At 66.7% G+C, this 16,947-nt stretch carries 18 protein-coding genes; 5 read left to right on the top strand and 13 right to left on the bottom strand.

Features of this window, described 5'->3' with window-relative positions; translation table 11 throughout:
• Positions 1–6 precede the first annotated feature (6 nt).
• Genes ACFSGJ_RS18675 through ACFSGJ_RS18660 form a run of 4 tightly spaced genes read left to right on the top strand, consistent with a single transcriptional unit; the run spans position 7 to position 4,136 of the window.
• Complete coding sequence (locus ACFSGJ_RS18675; protein ID WP_390265409.1) at positions 7–891, top strand: formate dehydrogenase accessory sulfurtransferase FdhD; 885 nt, start codon at positions 7–9, stop codon at positions 889–891.
• A complete protein-coding gene (gene mobA / locus ACFSGJ_RS18670; protein ID WP_390265406.1) occupies positions 884–1,519 on the top strand; it encodes a molybdenum cofactor guanylyltransferase MobA in 636 nt (211 codons plus the stop codon). The genes ACFSGJ_RS18675 and mobA overlap by 8 nt, the downstream gene beginning before the upstream one ends.
• Positions 1,516–2,010 (top strand): molybdopterin-guanine dinucleotide biosynthesis protein B, encoded by a 495-nt coding sequence (gene mobB / locus ACFSGJ_RS18665; RefSeq protein WP_390265404.1) that lies wholly within the window; start codon positions 1,516–1,518, stop codon positions 2,008–2,010. Before mobA ends, mobB begins: the two co-directional genes overlap by 4 nt.
• On the top strand, positions 2,007–4,136 hold the full coding sequence (locus ACFSGJ_RS18660) for a molybdopterin-binding protein (RefSeq protein ID WP_390265401.1): 2,130 nt from the start codon (positions 2,007–2,009) through the stop codon (positions 4,134–4,136). The genes mobB and ACFSGJ_RS18660 overlap by 4 nt, the downstream gene beginning before the upstream one ends.
• A 2-nt stretch (positions 4,137–4,138) precedes the next feature.
• Here the strand turns inward: ACFSGJ_RS18660 and ACFSGJ_RS18655 are convergent, their stop codons facing one another.
• From ACFSGJ_RS18655 to ACFSGJ_RS18600, 12 genes are all read right to left on the bottom strand, one after another.
• Positions 4,139–4,294, bottom strand: a complete 156-nt coding sequence (locus ACFSGJ_RS18655) for a hypothetical protein (RefSeq protein WP_390265398.1) — start codon at positions 4,292–4,294, stop codon at positions 4,139–4,141.
• 59 nt (positions 4,295–4,353) lie between these two features.
• The gene (locus ACFSGJ_RS18650) at positions 4,354–5,442 is read right to left on the bottom strand and encodes an Mrp/NBP35 family ATP-binding protein (RefSeq protein WP_390265395.1); all 1,089 of its coding nucleotides are present in this window, start codon (positions 5,440–5,442) and stop codon (positions 4,354–4,356) included.
• A gap of 64 nt (positions 5,443–5,506) precedes the next feature.
• Positions 5,507–6,508: a formate dehydrogenase subunit gamma gene (locus tag ACFSGJ_RS18645; RefSeq protein WP_390265392.1), complete on the bottom strand. Its 1,002-nt coding sequence runs from the start codon at positions 6,506–6,508 to the stop codon at positions 5,507–5,509.
• A 10-nt stretch (positions 6,509–6,518) separates the two neighbouring features.
• A complete protein-coding gene (gene fdh3B / locus ACFSGJ_RS18640) occupies positions 6,519–7,115 on the bottom strand; it encodes a formate dehydrogenase FDH3 subunit beta (RefSeq protein ID WP_390265389.1) in 597 nt (198 codons plus the stop codon).
• Positions 7,116–7,130: 15 nt separating this feature from the next.
• Positions 7,131–10,091 carry a formate dehydrogenase subunit alpha gene (locus ACFSGJ_RS18635; RefSeq protein ID WP_390265386.1) on the bottom strand — a complete coding sequence of 987 codons (2,961 nt, stop codon included), beginning with the start codon at positions 10,089–10,091 and terminating at the stop codon, positions 7,131–7,133.
• A 3-nt stretch (positions 10,092–10,094) separates the two neighbouring features.
• A complete protein-coding gene (locus tag ACFSGJ_RS18630) occupies positions 10,095–10,358 on the bottom strand; it encodes a hypothetical protein (RefSeq protein WP_390265384.1) in 264 nt (87 codons plus the stop codon).
• 32 nt (positions 10,359–10,390) lie between these two features.
• The gene (locus ACFSGJ_RS18625; protein ID WP_390265382.1) at positions 10,391–11,002 is read right to left on the bottom strand and encodes a TorD/DmsD family molecular chaperone; all 612 of its coding nucleotides are present in this window, start codon (positions 11,000–11,002) and stop codon (positions 10,391–10,393) included.
• Between the two features lie 146 nt (positions 11,003–11,148).
• Positions 11,149–11,733: a DUF3306 domain-containing protein gene (locus tag ACFSGJ_RS18620; protein ID WP_390265379.1), complete on the bottom strand. Its 585-nt coding sequence runs from the start codon at positions 11,731–11,733 to the stop codon at positions 11,149–11,151.
• The gene (locus tag ACFSGJ_RS18615; protein ID WP_390265376.1) at positions 11,730–12,248 is read right to left on the bottom strand and encodes a DUF3305 domain-containing protein; all 519 of its coding nucleotides are present in this window, start codon (positions 12,246–12,248) and stop codon (positions 11,730–11,732) included. Before ACFSGJ_RS18615 ends, ACFSGJ_RS18620 begins: the two co-directional genes overlap by 4 nt.
• A gap of 9 nt (positions 12,249–12,257) precedes the next feature.
• Positions 12,258–13,250 (bottom strand): DUF6352 family protein, encoded by a 993-nt coding sequence (locus ACFSGJ_RS18610; protein WP_390265373.1) that lies wholly within the window; start codon positions 13,248–13,250, stop codon positions 12,258–12,260.
• Positions 13,247–13,798: a DUF6505 family protein gene (locus tag ACFSGJ_RS18605; RefSeq protein WP_390265370.1), complete on the bottom strand. Its 552-nt coding sequence runs from the start codon at positions 13,796–13,798 to the stop codon at positions 13,247–13,249. The genes ACFSGJ_RS18610 and ACFSGJ_RS18605 overlap by 4 nt, the downstream gene beginning before the upstream one ends.
• On the bottom strand, positions 13,795–14,526 hold the full coding sequence (locus ACFSGJ_RS18600) for a biotin/lipoate--protein ligase family protein (protein ID WP_390265367.1): 732 nt from the start codon (positions 14,524–14,526) through the stop codon (positions 13,795–13,797). Before ACFSGJ_RS18600 ends, ACFSGJ_RS18605 begins: the two co-directional genes overlap by 4 nt.
• An 86-nt stretch (positions 14,527–14,612) precedes the next feature.
• Here ACFSGJ_RS18600 and ACFSGJ_RS18595 point away from each other — a divergent pair, with 86 nt between their 5' ends.
• Positions 14,613–16,616, top strand: a complete 2,004-nt coding sequence (locus ACFSGJ_RS18595) for a 4Fe-4S dicluster domain-containing protein (RefSeq protein ID WP_390265364.1) — start codon at positions 14,613–14,615, stop codon at positions 16,614–16,616.
• On the opposite strand, the gene ACFSGJ_RS18590 is transcribed toward ACFSGJ_RS18595, so the two are convergent.
• A complete protein-coding gene (locus ACFSGJ_RS18590) occupies positions 16,613–16,843 on the bottom strand; it encodes a sulfurtransferase TusA family protein (RefSeq protein ID WP_390265361.1) in 231 nt (76 codons plus the stop codon). The genes ACFSGJ_RS18595 and ACFSGJ_RS18590 overlap by 4 nt on opposite strands.
• Positions 16,844–16,947 lie beyond the last annotated feature (104 nt).

Raw genomic sequence — 16,947 nt, 5'->3', positions numbered from 1 at the left:
CCGCCCATGCCAAGCTTGACCGACACCGATTACCTGATCGGGCCCGACCCGACGAACCCGCGCCTGACCCGCGCGCTGGTCGGGCATGACCAGTCGGGCGCCGAGGTCGATCTGAACGTGGTCGAGGAACGGCCGCTGACGATCTTTCTCAATTCCCAGGAAATCGTCACGGCGATGACCATCGGGGACTATCCCGAATATCTCGCGCTCGGGTTCCTGCGGAACCAGGGGATGCTTGGCCCCGACGAAACCGTGACGGGCGTCGATTACGACGAGGAACTGGAAACCGTGGTCGTCCGCACCGCCAGCCAGACGACCTATGAGGAAAAGCTGCGCAAGAAGACCCGGACCTCGGGCTGTGCGGTAGGCACTGTTTTTGGCGACATGATGGAGGGGCTGGAGGGCGTCGTTCTGCCTCAGGCGCCCGTGCGGACCTCATGGCTTTACGAACTGGCGCACCGGATCAACCGCACGCCGAGCCTCTATCTGGAGGCAGGGGCGATCCACGGGACGGTGCTGTGCAAGGGGCCGCGCCCGCTGATCTACATGGAGGATGTCGGCCGCCATAACGCCGTCGACAAGATCGCGGGCTGGATGCTGTCCGAAAAGATCGAGGCTGCCGACAAGATCCTTTACACGACCGGACGGCTTACATCGGAGATGGTGATCAAGACTGCGATGATGGGCATTCCCGTGCTCGCCAGCCGGTCGGGTTTTACCGCCTGGGGGGTGGAGATCGCGCGGCAGCTTGGCCTGACGCTGATCGGACGGATGCGGGGGCGGCGCTTTGTCTGCCTGTCCGGAGAGGCGCGCCTGATCCGCGATGCCGATCCGCTGGCAATCCCCGAGGATGAGGCCCGCAACCGTCGCAAGGGGGCGTCGGATGACTGAGCTGCCCCATATCGCAGGCGTGATCCTTGCTGGCGGGCGCGCAACCCGCATGGGGGGCGGGGACAAGGGGCTGCGCGCCCTGGGCGACCGGCGCCTGATCGACCATGTGATAGACCGTCTGGCCCCCCAGGTCGCGCGCGTGGCGCTTAACGCGAACGGCGATCCGGTGCGGTTTGCCGATCTGGGCCTGCCGGTTCTGGCGGACAGCCTGCCCGACCATCCGGGGCCCTTGGCGGGCGTGCTTGCCGGGCTCGACTGGGCGGCGGCCGCGGGCTATGCGGCCATCGTCACCGCCGCAGCGGACACACCCTTTTTCCCTAGGGACCTCGTTGCACGGCTGACAGCGGCGGCTGGCCCCTCGGGCCTCGCGCTCGCGGCCACACCGGATGAGACGGGGCGGCTGCGCCGGCATCCGACCTTCGGTCTCTGGCCCACCGCGCTGCGCGACGATCTGCGGGCCGCGCTGGCGGACGGGCTGCGCAAGATCGTTCTCTGGACCGATCGGCACGGCGCGGGAACGGCGTGTTTTCCGGTCGGTCCGCACGATCCCTTCTTCAACGTGAACACGCCCGAGGATATGGCGCTGGCGGAGCAGATTCTGCGAAAGACTTTGCGGGACGGGATATGAAGCTTTACGGTATCGTGGGCTGGAAGAACACCGGCAAGACCGGCCTTGTCGAGCGTCTGGTGACAGAGATCGTCGGGCGCGGCCTTACGGTCTCGACGATCAAGCACGCCCATCACAACGTCGATATCGACCAGCCGGGGCGGGACAGCTACCGCCACCGGGCCGCGGGCGCGCAAGAGGTCCTGCTGGCGTCGGGGCGGCGATGGGCGCTGATGCACGAATTGCGCGATGCGCCCGAACCGCCCCTTGCTGCGCTGCTGTCGCGGCTGTCGCCGGTCGATCTGGTGCTGGTCGAGGGCTACAAACGCGACGATCACCCGAAGGTCGAGGCGCATCGTGCCGCCGCCGCACGCGATCTGCTGGCCGCAACCGATCCGACGGTGCGCGCCGTGGCAAGCGACAGCGCGCTGTCCGGACTCTCGGTTCCGCTCTTCGATCTCGACGACACGGGCGCGATCGCCGACTTCATCCTGCGCGAGGTGGGGCTGTGAGGTTCGATCGCATCGCGGTAATCGACTGGTCAGCGGCGTCGGTTCCGTCGCCCGCCCGTCCGTCGCCCGATGCGATATGGCTCGCCGTTGCCGCCGGCGATCAGGTCGAGACCACCTATTTCCGCACCCGCGCGAGCGCTGTCGAGGCGCTGCAAACGCTGGCGCGCGAAAGCCTGTCCAAAGGCGAGAGGCTGTTGATCGGTGCCGATTTTCCGTTCGGATATCCGCGCGGCCTTGCGGCGGCGCTGACCGGTCGCCCCTCGGCGCTGGCCCTGTGGGACTGGATCGCCGCGCGCATCAACGACGATCCCGACAACCGCAACAACCGGTTCGAGCTTGCCGCCACCATCAACCAGGGCTTTCCCGGCATGGGCCCCTTCTGGGGGCGTCCCGCGGCGCTGGACCTGCCCGCCTTGCCGGAACGCGGGACCGAGCGTCACGGGCACGGGCTGCCGGAACGCCGGCTGGTCGAACAGCGGGTGCCCCGGGCGCAAAGCTGCTGGAAGCTGTACACGACCGGCTCCGTGGGGTCACAGGCGATCCTGGGCATCGCGGCGCTCCAAAAGCTGCGCCGGAGCTTCGGGACGCAGCTTTCCGTCTGGCCGTTCGAGCCGCTGGCGCAGATCGTTCTGGCCGAGGTCTACCCCTCGCTCCTGGCCGGGGCTGTCACGGATGAGATCGCCCGGACCGGCGCCATCAGGGATGAGGCCCAGGTGCGGCTTCTGGCGCGCGCGCTCATGGCGCTCGGTCCCGATATAGGCGCGGTTTTCTCGCCTGATGCCTCGGCCGAGATCCTGAGCGAGGAAGGCTGGATTCTCGGCGTCGGCGCCGAGGCGCAGTTGAAAGCCGCGACGACGCCCCGCCTCGCACCGCCGCGTCTGCGCAACGACTGTTTCGCTCTGCCGGCCGGTGTGAACTGGACCCCGGTGGATGAGGCGCTCGCCCTGCTGCGCGCCCGTCTGGAACCGGTCGTAGAAACGGAAACCGTGGATCTGGCGCGGGCCGACAGCCGGGTTCTGGCGCGGGACGCGGTGGCCCGGCGCTCCAACCCTCCGGCGCCGAATTCTGCGGTGGACGGGTATGGCTTTGCCCACGATGCGACCGGCGAGGGGCCGCAGCTTTTGCCGCTTGTGCCCGGGCGGGCGGCGGCCGGGGTGCCGTTTCAGGGAGCGGTAACGCCCGGCCACGCCCTGCGCATCCTGACCGGCGCGATCCTGCCCCAAGGCGTCGATACCGTGGTGCTGGAGGAAGACTGTTCCACCGACGGACAGCGCATCGCCTTTGAAGGACCCGTCCGCAAGGGCGCGAACACCCGCCGTGCGGGCGAGGATCTGAGCGCCGGCGACCGCGCCCTGCCCGCCGGACACGTGCTGCGCGCGCCGGATCTTGCGCTGCTCGCCGCGACAGGCCTCGGAACCCTGGACGTCTTTCGCCGGCTGCGCGTCGGCGTCTTGTCGACGGGGGATGAGATCGAGCCGGATCTTTCGACCGATCTGACCAAGCCCGGGCGCATCCATGACGCCAACCGGCCGATGCTTCTGGCGCTTGCGGCGCGCTGGGGCTACACGCCGGTCGATCTGGGGCATGTCGGGGATGACCGGCGCGCCCTTGCGGAACGACTGGATGAGGGCGCGCAGCAGGCGGATGTGATCCTGACCTCCGGCGGCGCGTCGGCGGGGGATGAAGACCACGTATCGGCCCTGCTGCGCGAGGCGGGGACGCTCCAAAGCTGGCGGATCGCCATCAAGCCGGGGCGCCCGCTGGCCCTTGCGCTGTGGCAGGGCGTCCCGGTCTTCGGCTTGCCCGGCAATCCGGTCGCGGCCTTCGTCTGTACGCTGATCTTCGGGCGACCGGCGCTGTCGATGCTGTCAGGCGCTGGCTGGACCGCGCCGATGGGGTTCGACGTACCCGCAGCCTTTGAAAAACGCAAAAAAGCCGGGCGGCGGGAGTATCTGCGCGCAAGGTTGACGCCCGAGGGTCAGGCAGAGGTCTTCCGCTCCGAAGGATCGGGGCGGATCAGCGGCCTCAGCTGGGCGGAAGGTCTGGTCGAACTGGACGACGGCGCCCGGCATGTAAAGCCGGGCGACTTGGTGCGTTTTCTGCCCTATGGCAGTTTCGGGCTCTGAGTTCAGAACTGCACGAGATTGCCGCCCGGCGAATTCGGGCGCGCGCCTTCGGTCGTGAACGCCTCCGGGCTGGTCATCTGAAAGCGGTTGTCGAGCACATAGGCAGCACCGGCAGCCACAGCTACAGCGACCACGATAGCGGCGATGAATGCTTTCATTTTGGACCCCTCCTTGATGGGTGTATTGTAGCGGATTTCCGCCGATCAGACTATCAAATTCAAATATCGAGCGCGTCGGAAAGCTTGCGGGCCAGCCCGGTATAGACCTGTCCCAGCACCCCGTCGGGCGAGAGGGCCGTGACCGGGCGGCCGCGATCCGACGCCTCCCGCAACTCCATTGTCAGGGGGACCGCGCCCAGATAGGGAACGCCGAGCCGGGCAGCCTCGGCCTCGGCGCCGCCACTGCCGAAGATGTCGTGCCGCGCGCCGCAATCGGTGCAGATGAAATGCGCCATGTTCTCCACAAGGCCCAGAACCGGCACATCGACCTTGCGGAACATCGCGATGCCGCGCCGCGCGTCGATCAGCGCAAGATCCTGAGGCGTGGAAACGATCACCGCACCGGCAAGCGTGGTGCCCTGCGCGATGGCAAGCTGCGCGTCGCCCGTCCCCGGGGGCATGTCGATCAGCAGCACATCGAGCCGCCCCCAATCCACATCGGCCAGCATCTGGGTGATCGCCGACATGACCATCGGCCCGCGCCAGATCATCGCGGTCTCATCATCGACCAAAAGGCCGATCGACATGACCTTGAGGCCGAACGCCTCCATCGGGATCAGCCGCCGGTCGGGGCCCACCTGCGGACGACCGACCAGCCCCAGAAGCGTCGGCAGCGAGGGACCATAGATATCGGCATCCAGTATCCCGACCCGTAACCCGAGCGCCCGCAGCCCAAGCGCAAGGTTGACGCTGGTGGTGGATTTGCCGACGCCGCCCTTGCCCGAGGCGACGGCGACGACCTTTCCCACCTCTGGCAGGACCTTGGCGGGCGCGGCGCGCAACCGCGGCGCTTCTTGCGCCGGCGCCTCGCGCGCTGCGGTCAGCACGGTCGCCTCGCGCGCTGCGGTCAGCACGACGGACGCCTTGACGACGCCCGGCAGGGCGGCAATCCGGCGCTCTGCCTCGGCGCGAAGACCGGAAAGCGCGGGCGCCTCTGCGGGGTTGATGCGCAGCGTGACCGTCACCTGCCCATCCCGCGCCACCAGTGCCTCGATGCGCCCCGCCGATACGGGATCGGTGCCATCCGGCAGCCGCAGCCCCGACAGCACCTCGTGGACGGCTGCATCGATTTCCGGAGTTTCGCTCACTCGGGCCTACCTGTCATGCGAAGGCCCGGCACCACGTGCCGGGCCTTTTCCGTGGGCAATGGCGTCACTCGGCAGGGGTCGCCGAGGGCGGGGCCGCGCGATTCTTGGCCTCCATCTCTTCCACCCAGAGCGAATGGTGCTCTTTCGCCCAGTTTTCATCGACCTCACCTTTGCCCATGGCGTCAAAGGCGCCCTCCATCCCGACAGAGCCGATATAGATATGGGCGATGATGACAGCCGACAGCAGCGCCGCGACCACACCATGGATCACCTGATAAAGCTGCCAGTCGGCGGCCGCGCCGGCTTCCACCGGAAAGAGCAGCATGATCCCGGTGAAGGACAGTGCCGCACCCCCGATGACAACTGCCCAGAAGATCATCTTTTGGCCAAAGTTGAACTTCTTGGCCGGCGGATGTGCCCCCTTCTTGAGGATGCCGCCGCCCTGTTTGATCCATTGCATGTCGATCTTGTTGGGAATGTTATGCGCGACCCAGAACAGGAACACCAGCACCAGCGCGACCATGAAGGGCCAGGCAAGGTAGTTATGCGCGAGCTTGCCCCAGGCGGTCATCGTGCCGAACGCGCCGTCCCCGATGATCGGGCGCAGCACGGCGCGCCCCACCACGAGGTTGAGCCCGGTCAGCGCCAGAATGATGAAGCTTGCCGCAAGGAGCCAGTGCGAAAACCGCTCGATTGCGCTGAAGCGCGGGATCATGCGGCCCGACAGACCCGCCTCGACGCGGATACGCCCGCGAATGAGGTAAAAGAGCGCCAGCGCCACGACCGAGCCGATCACCGCCACCGCAAAGAGCAGCGTGATCGTGTCGCGATGCAGATTTGCCCAACCCGGATTGCCGGGCTTGATGAGATCGGCCGCCCGCTGGTCGGGGATCGAGACACGGCCATGCACCGTCTGCCCGCTTTGCAGCGCGTCGAGCAGCGCATCCTCATGGACCGAATTGGCCGTCGGGTTGATCTGCTGCGCGCTCGCCCCCGGCACCCCGAGGCCGAGCAGCACCATGATGGCGAAGGCGGCGATTGCCGAGAGGAAGGATACGGGTTTCATTGTCGTCCCCTTACACTGCAACGGTTTCGCCATAGGCGGTGCGCCAACCCCAGGCGCCCGACCCATAGCCACGGGTCACGACCCGTTCACGATAGATATCTGCGATGATGTCGCCATCCCCCGCCAGAAGCGCCTTGGTCGAGCACATCTCGGCGCAAAGAGGCAGCTTGCCTTCGGCCAGCCGGTTCGTGCCATAGCGGACATATTCTGCCTCGGTCATGTCGGCCTCGGGGCCGCCCGAGCAATAGGTGCATTTGTCCATCTTGCCGCGCGTGCCGAAGTTGCCGACCCGCGGATATTGCGGCGCGCCGAAGGGGCAGGCGTAGAAGCAATAGCCGCAGCCGATGCAGGTGTCCTTGGAGTGCAGAACGACGCCGTCGTCGGTGGTGTAGAAGCACGAGACCGGGCAGACGCTTGCGCAGGGCGCGTCGGTGCAGTGCATGCAGGCCATGGAAACCGACCGCTCACCCGGAAGACCGTCATTGATCGTGACAACGCGGCGGCGGTTGATGCCCCATGGCACCTCATGCTCGTTCTTGCAGGCAGTGACGCAGGCGTTGCACTCGATGCAGCGGTCCGCGTCGCAAAGGAATTTCATACGTGCCATTCTTGATATCCTCCCTTACGCGGCCGCGATCTGGCAAAGCGTGACCTTGCCTTCATGCATCCCGGTCACCGGGTCATAGCCATAGGTCGTGATGACGTTTACCGATTCCCCAAGGACATAGGGGTCGGTGCCCTGCGGATACTTGTCCCGCTGATCCTCACCCTGGAACCATCCGGCAAAGTGGAAGGGCATGAAGGCCACCCCGGGCGCCACGCGTTCGGTCACAAGCGCCTTGACCCGGGCGCGGCTTTCGCCTTCGGGGCCGGTCACCCAGACCCAACCGCCATCAGCAATACCCCGCGCGCCGGCGTCCGCGGGATTGATCTCCACGAACATGTCCTGCTGAAGCTCGGCGAGCCACGGGTTCGACCGGGTTTCCTCGCCGCCGCCCTCATACTCGACCAGACGGCCAGAGGTGAGCACGATCGGGAAGGCCTCGTTCACGCGACGGTCGACCATCGACTGCTGGATGCTGCGCCCGATATTCGGAACGCGGAACTGGCGGCCGTCCTCGCGGGTCGGATAATCCGCCACAAGGTCGGGACGCGGCGTGTAGATCGGCTCCCGGTGGACCGGGATCGGGTCGGGCAGGTTCCAGGCGATCGCCCGGGCCTTGCCGTTTCCGAAGGGCACGCAGCCATGCTCGATCGCCACGCGCTGGATACCGCCCGAAAGGTCGGTCGACCAGCTGACCGTATCGATCCGTTCCGGATCGCCGCCGCCGATACGCTCGATCACCGCCAGTTCCTCGGACGTGAGATCGGCGTCCCAACCAAGCCGCCGCAGGAGCGCCATGGTGAATTCGGGATAGCCATCCTCGATCTCGGAGCCGACCGGCCAGCTTCCTTCGGCCAGAAGGGTTGCGCCCTCATGCTCAAGCCCGAAGCGCGGACGGAAGGCACCGCCGCCATCCCGGACCGGAATGTTCGGGTTATAAAGGATATGCGTACCCGGATGGCGGAATTCGGGCGTACCCCAGCAGGGCCAGGGCAGACCGTAGTAATCGCCGCCGATCTCGGGCTCATCCGCCGGGGCGCGCAGCGTCACCAGGTCGAACTTGTCCTGATTGCGCATATGTGCCTTCAGACGCTCCGGGCTTTGGCCCGTGTAGCCGGTGGACCAGCCGCCGCGGTTGATTTCGCGCAGGATCGACTCCGGCGTCGGTTCAGGGCCGAACTTGCCCTCGACCATCTCGTACTGCTTGAACATCGCATCCGCAAAGCCAAGCTTTTGCGAGAGCCTGTAAATCACGGAATAGTCGTTCGACGCCTCGAAGATCGGCTCGACGACCTTTTCTCCCCATTGCACCGACCGGTTCGACGCGGTCCGGCTGCCCGAACATTCGAACTGCGTGCCGATCGGCAGCAGATAGGTGTTGTCCGCCCGGTCATGCAGGGCGGCAAAGGTGGTCGGGTGCGGATCGGCGACAACCAGCAGGTCAAGCGCGTTCATACCCCGTTGGGCGTCCTGCATCCGCGGCACGGTGTTGCCGCCGTGGCCGAAGATCACCATTGCCTTGATGTTGTCGCGCTGATCGACCTCTTCTGCATCAAGAAGGGTCGCGTCGAACCAGCGGGTCGACGGGATGCCCGGCGTCTGCATGTTCTGTTCCGGCGTCCGCGGATCGCGCCCGCCCTTTGCCGGCACCGCGTCGAACCGCCCGACGAAATAGTCGTAGGGCACATCCCAGACGCGCGACCAGTGGCGCCACGCCCCCTCAACCAGGCCGTAGTAGCAAGGCAGGTTGGTGATATCGAGACCGAAATCCGTGGCGCCCTGAACGTTGCAGTGGCCACGGAAGATGTTGGCGCCCGAACCTTCGAACCCGACGTTGCCGGTAGCCAGCAACAGGTTGCAATAGGCGCGGACGTTGGCGGTGCCGACCGTGTGCTGCGTCCCGCCCATGCACCAGATGAAGGTCGAGGGTTTCTGCGTCGCAAAGGTTTCGGCCACGCGGCGCAGCTGATCGCCCGGGATGCCGGTCACACGCTCGACCTCCTCGGGGTTCCAGCGCGCGACCTCGGCCCGGACCTGATCCATCCCGTAGACGCGCTGGGACAGGAATTCCTGATCTTCCCAGCCGTTTTCAAAGATGTGCCACATGATACCCCAGATGATGGCGATATCGGTGCCGGGGCGCATCCGGATGTAGTCGGTCGCATGGGCGGCAGTGCGGGTGAACCGGGGATCGATGACGATCACGTTCGCCCGCTGGGTTTCCTTGCCCGCAAGAATGTGCTGCATCGAGACGGGGTGTGCCTCGGCCGCGTTCGAGCCCATGAAGATCACGGTCTTGGAGTTGCGGATGTCGTTGTAGCTGTTGGTCATGGCGCCGTAGCCCCATGTGTTGGCAACCCCCGACACGGTGGTCGAGTGGCAGATGCGCGCCTGATGGTCGACGTTGTTCGTCCCCCAGAAGGCCGCGAACTTGCGGAAGAGATAGGCGCCCTCGTTCGAGAATTTGGCCGAGCCGAGCAGGTAGACGGAGTCGGCGCCGTTGTTCTGCCGGATATCCAGCATCTTGTCGCCGATTTCCGCGATCGCCTGTTCCCAGGTGATCCGCTGCCATTCGCCGGCGACCTTCTTCATCGGGTATTTCAGGCGGCGGTCGCCATGGACGATCTCGCGGACCGAGGCGCCCTTGGCGCAATGGGTGCCGCGGTTGATCGGGCTGTTCCAGCTGGGCTCCTGTCCCACCCAGACGCCGTTCTGCACCTCGGCGGTGACAGTGCAACCGACCGAGCAGTGGGTGCAGATGTTCTTGCGGATTTCTGTCTCGATCGCGGGATTGACGAAACCGGCCTCGGCCCGGCGGACCATGCCGGCGCCCAGTGCACCCACGGTCGCGATGCCGCCCACGGCAAGCCCGGAAGCGCGCAGGAAGGACCGACGGTCGATGGCCTTCGCCGCAAGCCCGGTCGCCACGGATGCGAGCCGGCCGCGCGTTGCCTCAGCGGTTCTGCGTTTGACGAGCATCGGTCATTCCTCCGGCTTGTAGTAACGGTTGGTGCGATAGAAGGCCTGAACATGCTCCGTCTCGCGATAGCGGGCGCGGGTCCGCTCATCCCCGGTTTCCTCGGCGAAAACCGGGCGTGCCCCGCCTGCGGTGAGCGCTGCGGCCGAGGCCGCCCCTGCTGCGGCCCCGAAGAAGCCACGCCGTCCGATCCGGTTCTGACTGCCTTTTTCCGACATGTTCGCCTCCCTTTCAGGCGGGGCACCGCGCCCCTTGTCCGTTTTGGTCATCTTTGAATTCCAACTGGTCCGTGACGCCGCGCCTATGGCGCAAGTGCAAAGGCGCGGCGCTCTATCTCTATGAAAAGACGCCCGATTCCGGCGACGGGGGCGTAGAAATCCGTACTGGGCGCTGCGGCCAGGTCGTCAAAGAACTGGCCCGCCCAAGGCGCGAGGTGACGCGTGAAAAACACCTGATCGTCAAGGCCGCGGGCGCCGAATTCGCCCGTCGCAAGCCCGGCCATCACCTCGCACAGAAAGGCGATGTTATCCTCGGGCTCATGCCGTCCTGGCGCGCGTTCCAGCCCCAGCAGGCGCAGATCGCCCCGCAGATCGGCCAAGGGACGTTCGTTCAGGAACCCCGTCAGATAGAACGACGCATAGGGCAGCAACTCGCCGCGCCCCACGCCGATGAAAAGCTCGAAGAATTCCCGCTCGACACGCTTGGGATCAGCTGTCGCGGCCTTTTCGGCCAATGCTGCATAGGCCTGACCGAGCGGCGTCCCGGCATCGGGGTCGAGGCGGCGCAGATCATCCAGAATCGCGGCGTCCGGGGCCTGCGACAGAAGCCGCGCAATAAAGCCGTATTGCTGCGCACGCAGCAGATCATCCTGAGATACGGCTTGCCCGGCCTGCGCCCGGCTGGCGGATGTCATTGTCGGCGGCCCTTCCTGACTGGCTGGGCGGTTCGTGCCGCCCTGGCTGGTTTGTTCCCAAGATTATCGCATATCACGGCATGCACAAAGAGAAATACATAATTCTGCCGCAAAACCTTGCGAAATCATGAATGCTCTCCGGATTTCTAGGCGGGCGTCGCGCGACCATGGCGGCGGGGCGGAGTGTCCTTTGGCTCCGGTTCAGGCGCCGCGGCAGGGGAATTGATCGGCTCTTCGGGCGTTTCTGCAACCTCGGCGGCCGGTGCAGGGGGGATCTCGCCGGTCTCAGGTCGTCCCGTCGCCACTGCCTCCGGCTCTGTCACGGCTTCCTTGCCGAGGAACCGGTCGACCATGCGCGCCACGCTTTCCTGCGAAAGGGGGCCGCCATGACCCGGAACGCCGCCGGGCGTGTTCCAGTCCCAGGCGTAATCGCGCGCGACGTCCTGATGCGTGCTGATGACCGGGTCGAGCGCCCACATCCGCCGCAGGGCGGCATTGCGCAACGCCGCGGGAACCCCCCTTTGCAGGAACATGCGGATATCGCTTTCGACGCCCAGCGTCTCGATATCGGGCAGCGATGCGACCAGCGCCTCCTGCTCTGCCTCGGTCAGGGGCTCGGCGGCGGGTACTTCCCCGGGCACCTCCGGCGCCGTCGCCGGCGGCTCCTCCGGCCCGGGCTGGCTGGCGGCCCGTTTGCGGCGCGACCAGCGGTCGAGGAAGTTGTCGCTCATTTCGGCCCCCATTTCTGATCGGGGCGTAGGATGCGGGGCGCACGTGGGTCCTGATCCGGGGTGGCGGGGCTGCGGCGTCGCTTTTCGAACGGCAGCTCCACATGATGGAGGGTCGTGAAATCGGCAAGCGCGGCTTTCAGCGCCGCCGGCATCTCGACCGTCGCGACCAGAAGGCCGGGATCGCCGGCCAGCCCTTCGCCCTCATAGGGATCGACGGTCAGCAGATGAACGGCCACGCGGGACGCGTCCCGCGCAAGGCGCAGCGCCACCCAGACCGAGGGGCGCGTCGTCTGAAGGTTGTCCAGATAATGCGAGGTGTCGCCTGAATGCAGCAGCAGGTCATGCGCGCCCAGATACCAGTCCTCGATACTCGCCTCATGGCGCAGGCAGGTCCGGGCCTCGATGCCGGGCGCCGGCATCAGCAAGGCAAAGGGCTGCAACATCCGTTCCCCCCAGCGCGTCGCGGGCGGGCGTGACCGGGCGACGAGCCCGAGCTTATGAACTTCGGTCGGCATCGGATCAGTCTAATGCAGCGCCCGGCCTTCGGCCAGAGGCAGCCCCATCACAAGATTCTGCGGCTTCATGCGCAGGCTCATGCCCTCATCCAAGCCAAGGATAAGCCAGACCGGATGCCCCTGAACCGACGGAAGCACCCACCCGTTATCCTCGAATTCAAGCGTGAAGAGCCCGACGATCGTGCCCTCAGGCGTCGTGCCGTGCCAGAGAGCGTTGCCGATGGCGGTCCCCGTCTGGTCGAGACCGACGAACCAGCGCAGATCGACGCCCTCGGCGGTCACCTTCGGGGAAACGCGGACCGCCTCGCCCAGCAGATGGCGCACAAAGGCCGCCATGGCATCCGCCAGACCCTGCCGCGCCCTGGGATCGCCGCCGAAGTTCAGGACCATCGTATGGGCGTCGGACCTGCTCCAATAGGTCCAGGCATTGGCATCGGTCAGCACGTCCAGCCCCTCGACGCCACCCGACAGCATCGCGGTCAGCGGGGACTGATGCCGCTCTGCCTCCATCTCGGACACCAGTTCCTCATCGGCCAGCATCAATGCGCCGTCCCGCACATGCCCCCGCTGCGCGCGGAACATGAGTTCGGCGGCCCGCAGCGTGTGGACATCCTCGCACCCCTGCAAGGCATTCCGAAGGATCAGTTGCACAAGCTGGTCGTAAAAGACGACCGGCATCCGCCGCCCTTCCCGCACCAGCGCAAGATAGGCGGCCTCAACCGTTCCGGCCATGACCAGCGTATCGCGCAATCCCGCAAGAAAGCGCCAGTTTTCCTGCGCGTCACGGTCGGCAAGCGCGGCGATGGCGGTTTCCGGAACAGGCGCGCGCGGGTCCTGCCGCAACCGCGCATAAAGCGCGCGCTCGGCGGCGCAGGCATCGTCGGGCGGGATGATCTCGGGGCGGGCCAGCCAGGCGAGCAGCAATTCGTCGGTGACGATCATCCGTCCCGCCTCGTCCAGCCGGGTCAGGTGATGGCCGCTTGCGACCCAGAACTCCCTCATTCCTTACCTCGCAGATCAAGAAGGTCGATGCCGGGATCGTCCTCATCCGTCTCGATGATGTGGAAGGCCCGGTCATGGCCGCGCAGATAGCCCGCCGAAAATGCGGTTTCGTCTCGGGGCCGGATGGTGCGGAACTGTTCGCGGATATCATCCCCCTCTCGCGCGCGATGGAGCGCGATCAGCGTCCCCTGCGGATGGCCGCGGCAGATATCCTCGGCAAAGGCGATCTCTTCCTCGGCGGCGGGGCGGGCGGTCGCGATGTCCGGGGCGCCAAGCTTTGCCACGAACTGCGCCGCCAGCGCCTCGACCACGGCGGCACGTTCCTCGGGTCGGGCGGGGGTCACGGTCACAAGGGTGGAATGGCCAAAGCTCTCGACCCCCAGAAACCCGCTGCGGAACGCGATCTGTTCCTTGCGGTTCAGGTTCCCGGCGGGGCGGCCATGATAGAGAAAGGTCCCCGGCACCGCCCATTCGCCCGGTGCTGCCGCCGGGGCAAAGATCACCGTGTCCGAGGGATCGAGCTGGATGGTCCGGGGCAAGAGGATCACAGACGCGGCCCGTCCCGCTCGGCATCGCGCCAGCGGCAGGCGGCAAGCCCTTCGGCAAGGCGGATGCGGCGCTCGGCCCCGCCCGGCGTCCGTTCGACCAGATCGCCGTCTTCCAGCACGCGCGTCCCGCTGAGCATCGGCGGGTCGATCCGCGCCAGATAACGTTCTGCGACGGCGGCAAAGCCCTGATGCTTCCACCGGTCGAAATAGAGCATGAGGTAAGAGGCAAAGGTCTCCATGATCGCCTCGGGGCCGTCGAACTCCTCCTCTTTCAGCGAGGTGCTGTCGGGAAAGACACCAGGATCGGCCAGATGATCCCGATCCGCGATGAGTTCGGCGGAAAACACGAGCCAGTCGGGGACCTGATCCTCGGCGCAGCCCTGCGGCACCGACAGCCGCCCCCCGCCAAGGCGCGCCTTGTCGTAGCGGATGCCGTCGGGATAATCGAAACGGACCGAACGTTCCGGCGCGCAATGGGCCGCAAGCGCGTCGCCAAGCGCCCCCATTCCGGCAAAGACGGCAAGACGGGCGGTGGCCAGCGGGACCTCCGGTTCCAGAACCACGGCGACCGACCAGACGCCCCCGGCACAGCGGTAAACAAAGCTTCCGGCACCTTCGACGGGCGCAAGGCGCAGCGCCTCTTGCAGCGCGTTGCCATCGGCCGCTACCTGCGTGAACGGCGGCGGAAGAACCAGAGGGCTGGTCTGGACGGTCGGCATGGGTGACATTCGCCTCCTGCGGGGTTACATAGCGCCTAACGCACCTTGCCCGTCTCCGGCAAGGGCAAGCAGACCGCCAGCACAGGATGCCAGCCATGCCCGCCACTCCGCGCCTTATTCTGACCTGTTCGTGCGAAGGGACGATGCCGCTGGACGAACGGGCCCTGGAACGCGCCGGCTGCGGGAGGATCGCGGAAGGCGCGACACAGCTTTGCCGCGCCCAGCTCGACCGCTTTCGCGGTGCATTGGCCGAAGGCGTGCCGGTCACGGTCGCCTGCACGCAGGAACAGCCGCTGTTCGAGGAAGTCGCCGAAGAACATGGCGTGACCGATATCCTCTTTGCCAATATCCGCGAAACCGGCGGCTGGTCGGCAGATGCCCGCGCCGCCGGGCCCAAGATGGCCGCCCTGATCGCCGCCGCCGCCGAAGAGGCGAACCCGTATGAGATCACCTCGATGGAAAGCGCGGGCGTTGCGCTGATCCTCGGGGCCGGGGATGAGGCCGTTGCGGCGGCGGCCACCCTTGCCGACAGTCTGGACGTGACGGTGCTGATCGTGCCGGGGGCAACGGTCACGCCGCCGCGCCGCACGGTGTTCCCCGTGTTGCAGGGGCAGATCCGCAAGGCGCAGGGCGTCTTGGGCGCATTTGAACTGACGGTCGATGCCTATGCGGCGCCCGCCCCTTCATCCCGGCAGACGCTGGTGTTCGAGGGCGCGCGGAACGGTGCGGTGTCGCGCTGCGATCTGGTGATCGACCTGACCGGCGGTCGCCCGCTGTTCCCTGCGGATGATCTGCGTCCTGGTTATTTCCGGGCCGATCCCCGCGACCCGGTGGCCGTGGCCGAAACGCTGCGGCAGGCCGCCGGCATGGTCGGCACGTTTGACAAGCCGCGCTTCATCAGCTTTGCGCCGCAGCTTTGCGCCCATTCGCGCAACAAGACGACGGGCTGTACCCGCTGCCTCGACCTCTGTCCGACGGGGGCGATCACACCCGCGGGCGACACCGTGGCGATAGACCCGAACATCTGTGCGGGCTGCGGCCAATGCGCCGCCGCCTGCCCGACCGGGGCGGCAAGCTACGCCCTGCCGGACGTCGAAAGCCTTGCGCGCCGCCTGCGGACGCTGCTGCGGACCTGGTATCAGGCCGGCGGCACGGTCGCGCCGGTCGTGCTGTTGCATGACGATGCCCATGGAACCCCGTTGATCGACGCCTCGGCCCGGTTCGGGCGGGGCCTGCCCGCGCATGTCATTCCGGTGCTGGTGAACGAGGTGACGCAGATCGGCCCGGAAATCATGGCCGCGGCGCTTGCCTATGGCGCCGGGGTCGTCCGCATCCTGACGCCGCACCGCCCGCGCCACGACATCGGCGGGCTGGAGGCGACGCTCGACCTGATGGCCACGACCGGCAGCGCCATGGGTCATGGGGCGGGCACAATCGCGCTTGTTCAGGCCGATGATCCCGATGCGATGGAGGCCGCGCTCTGGCCCCCTGCCCCGGCGGCACGGGACAAACGGTCGTCCTTCCTTGCGCCCGGCGCCAAGCGCAGCCTGCTCACCACCGCGTTCGAAGAGATGAACCAGACCGCGCCCTCGCCCGCGCGGCAGATCCCGCTGGAGGCCGGCGCGCCCTTTGGCGCCGTGGTGCTGGATACGGCGGCCTGCACGCTTTGCCTGTCCTGCGTGGGGGTCTGCCCGACCGGCGCGCTGGCCGACAACCCGAACCAGCCGATGCTGCGCTTTACCGAAAGCGCCTGCGTGCAATGCGGGCTTTGCGCCGCGACCTGCCCGGAAACCGCCATCACCCTGGAACCGCGGATCGACTTTGACGCATGGAACCAGCCGCGCCGCATCCTGAAAGAGGAAGAGCCGTTCTGCTGCACATCCTGCGGCAAGGCCTTTGGTACGCGATCGAGCATCGAACGGGTGCAGGCAAAGCTGTCGGACCACTGGATGTTCGCCGGCCCGGCCGGCGAGGCGCGGCTGCGCGTCCTGACCATGTGCGACGACTGCCGCGTGCAATCGGTGGTGAATGACGGTTTCGACCCGCACGAAGGCGCCCCGCGTCCGCGGGTGCGCACAAGCGACGACTACCGCAACTAGCCTTTCTTGCGGATCAGGAAGACGAGCGTTTCGCCCTCTTCTGCGGTTTCCAGCAGGGTGTGCCCCGCCTCGGCGCAGTAATGCGGCACATCCACATGCGCCGCCGGGTCCGTCGCCAGAAGGCGCAGCACCCCGCCCGGGGGCAGGGATGAAATGCGTTTGCGCGCCTTGAGCACCGGCAGCGGGCATAAAAGCCCGATCGCGTCGAGTTCCGCATCCCATGTCATGGCGGCACCATATGTCCGCGGGCCCCGCTTGTCCACCGGCGCTGGCTTTCTGCCGGTTGTGCAGCGCCGCACAGGAAGCGCGCGGGCAAAAGGCATTGCCGTGG

The organism is Halodurantibacterium flavum, assembly GCF_042681825.1.
GTDB classification, from domain to species: domain Bacteria; phylum Pseudomonadota; class Alphaproteobacteria; order Rhodobacterales; family Rhodobacteraceae; genus Halodurantibacterium; species Halodurantibacterium flavum.
Note: the sequence above shows the minus strand (reverse complement) of the source record. Positions and strands in the feature narration are given on the sequence as shown.

Excerpts from the sequence above, each read along its gene's own strand:
- ACFSGJ_RS18675 (WP_390265409.1), top strand. The coding sequence starts at position 7 with ATGCCAAGCTTGACCGACACCGATTACCTGATCGGGCCCGACCCGACG.
- mobA (WP_390265406.1), top strand. The coding sequence starts at position 884 with ATGACTGAGCTGCCCCATATCGCAGGCGTGATCCTTGCTGGCGGGCGC.
- mobB (WP_390265404.1), top strand. The coding sequence starts at position 1,516 with ATGAAGCTTTACGGTATCGTGGGCTGGAAGAACACCGGCAAGACCGGC.
- ACFSGJ_RS18655 (WP_390265398.1), bottom strand. The coding sequence starts at position 4,294 with ATGAAAGCATTCATCGCCGCTATCGTGGTCGCTGTAGCTGTGGCTGCC.
- ACFSGJ_RS18645 (WP_390265392.1), bottom strand. The coding sequence starts at position 6,508 with ATGAAACCCGTATCCTTCCTCTCGGCAATCGCCGCCTTCGCCATCATG.
- fdh3B (WP_390265389.1), bottom strand. The coding sequence starts at position 7,115 with ATGGCACGTATGAAATTCCTTTGCGACGCGGACCGCTGCATCGAGTGC.
- ACFSGJ_RS18635 (WP_390265386.1), bottom strand. The coding sequence starts at position 10,091 with ATGCTCGTCAAACGCAGAACCGCTGAGGCAACGCGCGGCCGGCTCGCA.
- ACFSGJ_RS18630 (WP_390265384.1), bottom strand. The coding sequence starts at position 10,358 with ATGACCAAAACGGACAAGGGGCGCGGTGCCCCGCCTGAAAGGGAGGCG.
- ACFSGJ_RS18625 (WP_390265382.1), bottom strand. The coding sequence starts at position 11,002 with ATGACATCCGCCAGCCGGGCGCAGGCCGGGCAAGCCGTATCTCAGGAT.
- ACFSGJ_RS18620 (WP_390265379.1), bottom strand. The coding sequence starts at position 11,733 with ATGAGCGACAACTTCCTCGACCGCTGGTCGCGCCGCAAACGGGCCGCC.
- ACFSGJ_RS18615 (WP_390265376.1), bottom strand. The coding sequence starts at position 12,248 with ATGCCGACCGAAGTTCATAAGCTCGGGCTCGTCGCCCGGTCACGCCCG.
- ACFSGJ_RS18610 (WP_390265373.1), bottom strand. The coding sequence starts at position 13,250 with ATGAGGGAGTTCTGGGTCGCAAGCGGCCATCACCTGACCCGGCTGGAC.
- ACFSGJ_RS18600 (WP_390265367.1), bottom strand. The coding sequence starts at position 14,526 with ATGTCACCCATGCCGACCGTCCAGACCAGCCCTCTGGTTCTTCCGCCG.
- ACFSGJ_RS18595 (WP_390265364.1), top strand. The coding sequence starts at position 14,613 with ATGCCCGCCACTCCGCGCCTTATTCTGACCTGTTCGTGCGAAGGGACG.
- ACFSGJ_RS18590 (WP_390265361.1), bottom strand. The coding sequence starts at position 16,843 with ATGACATGGGATGCGGAACTCGACGCGATCGGGCTTTTATGCCCGCTG.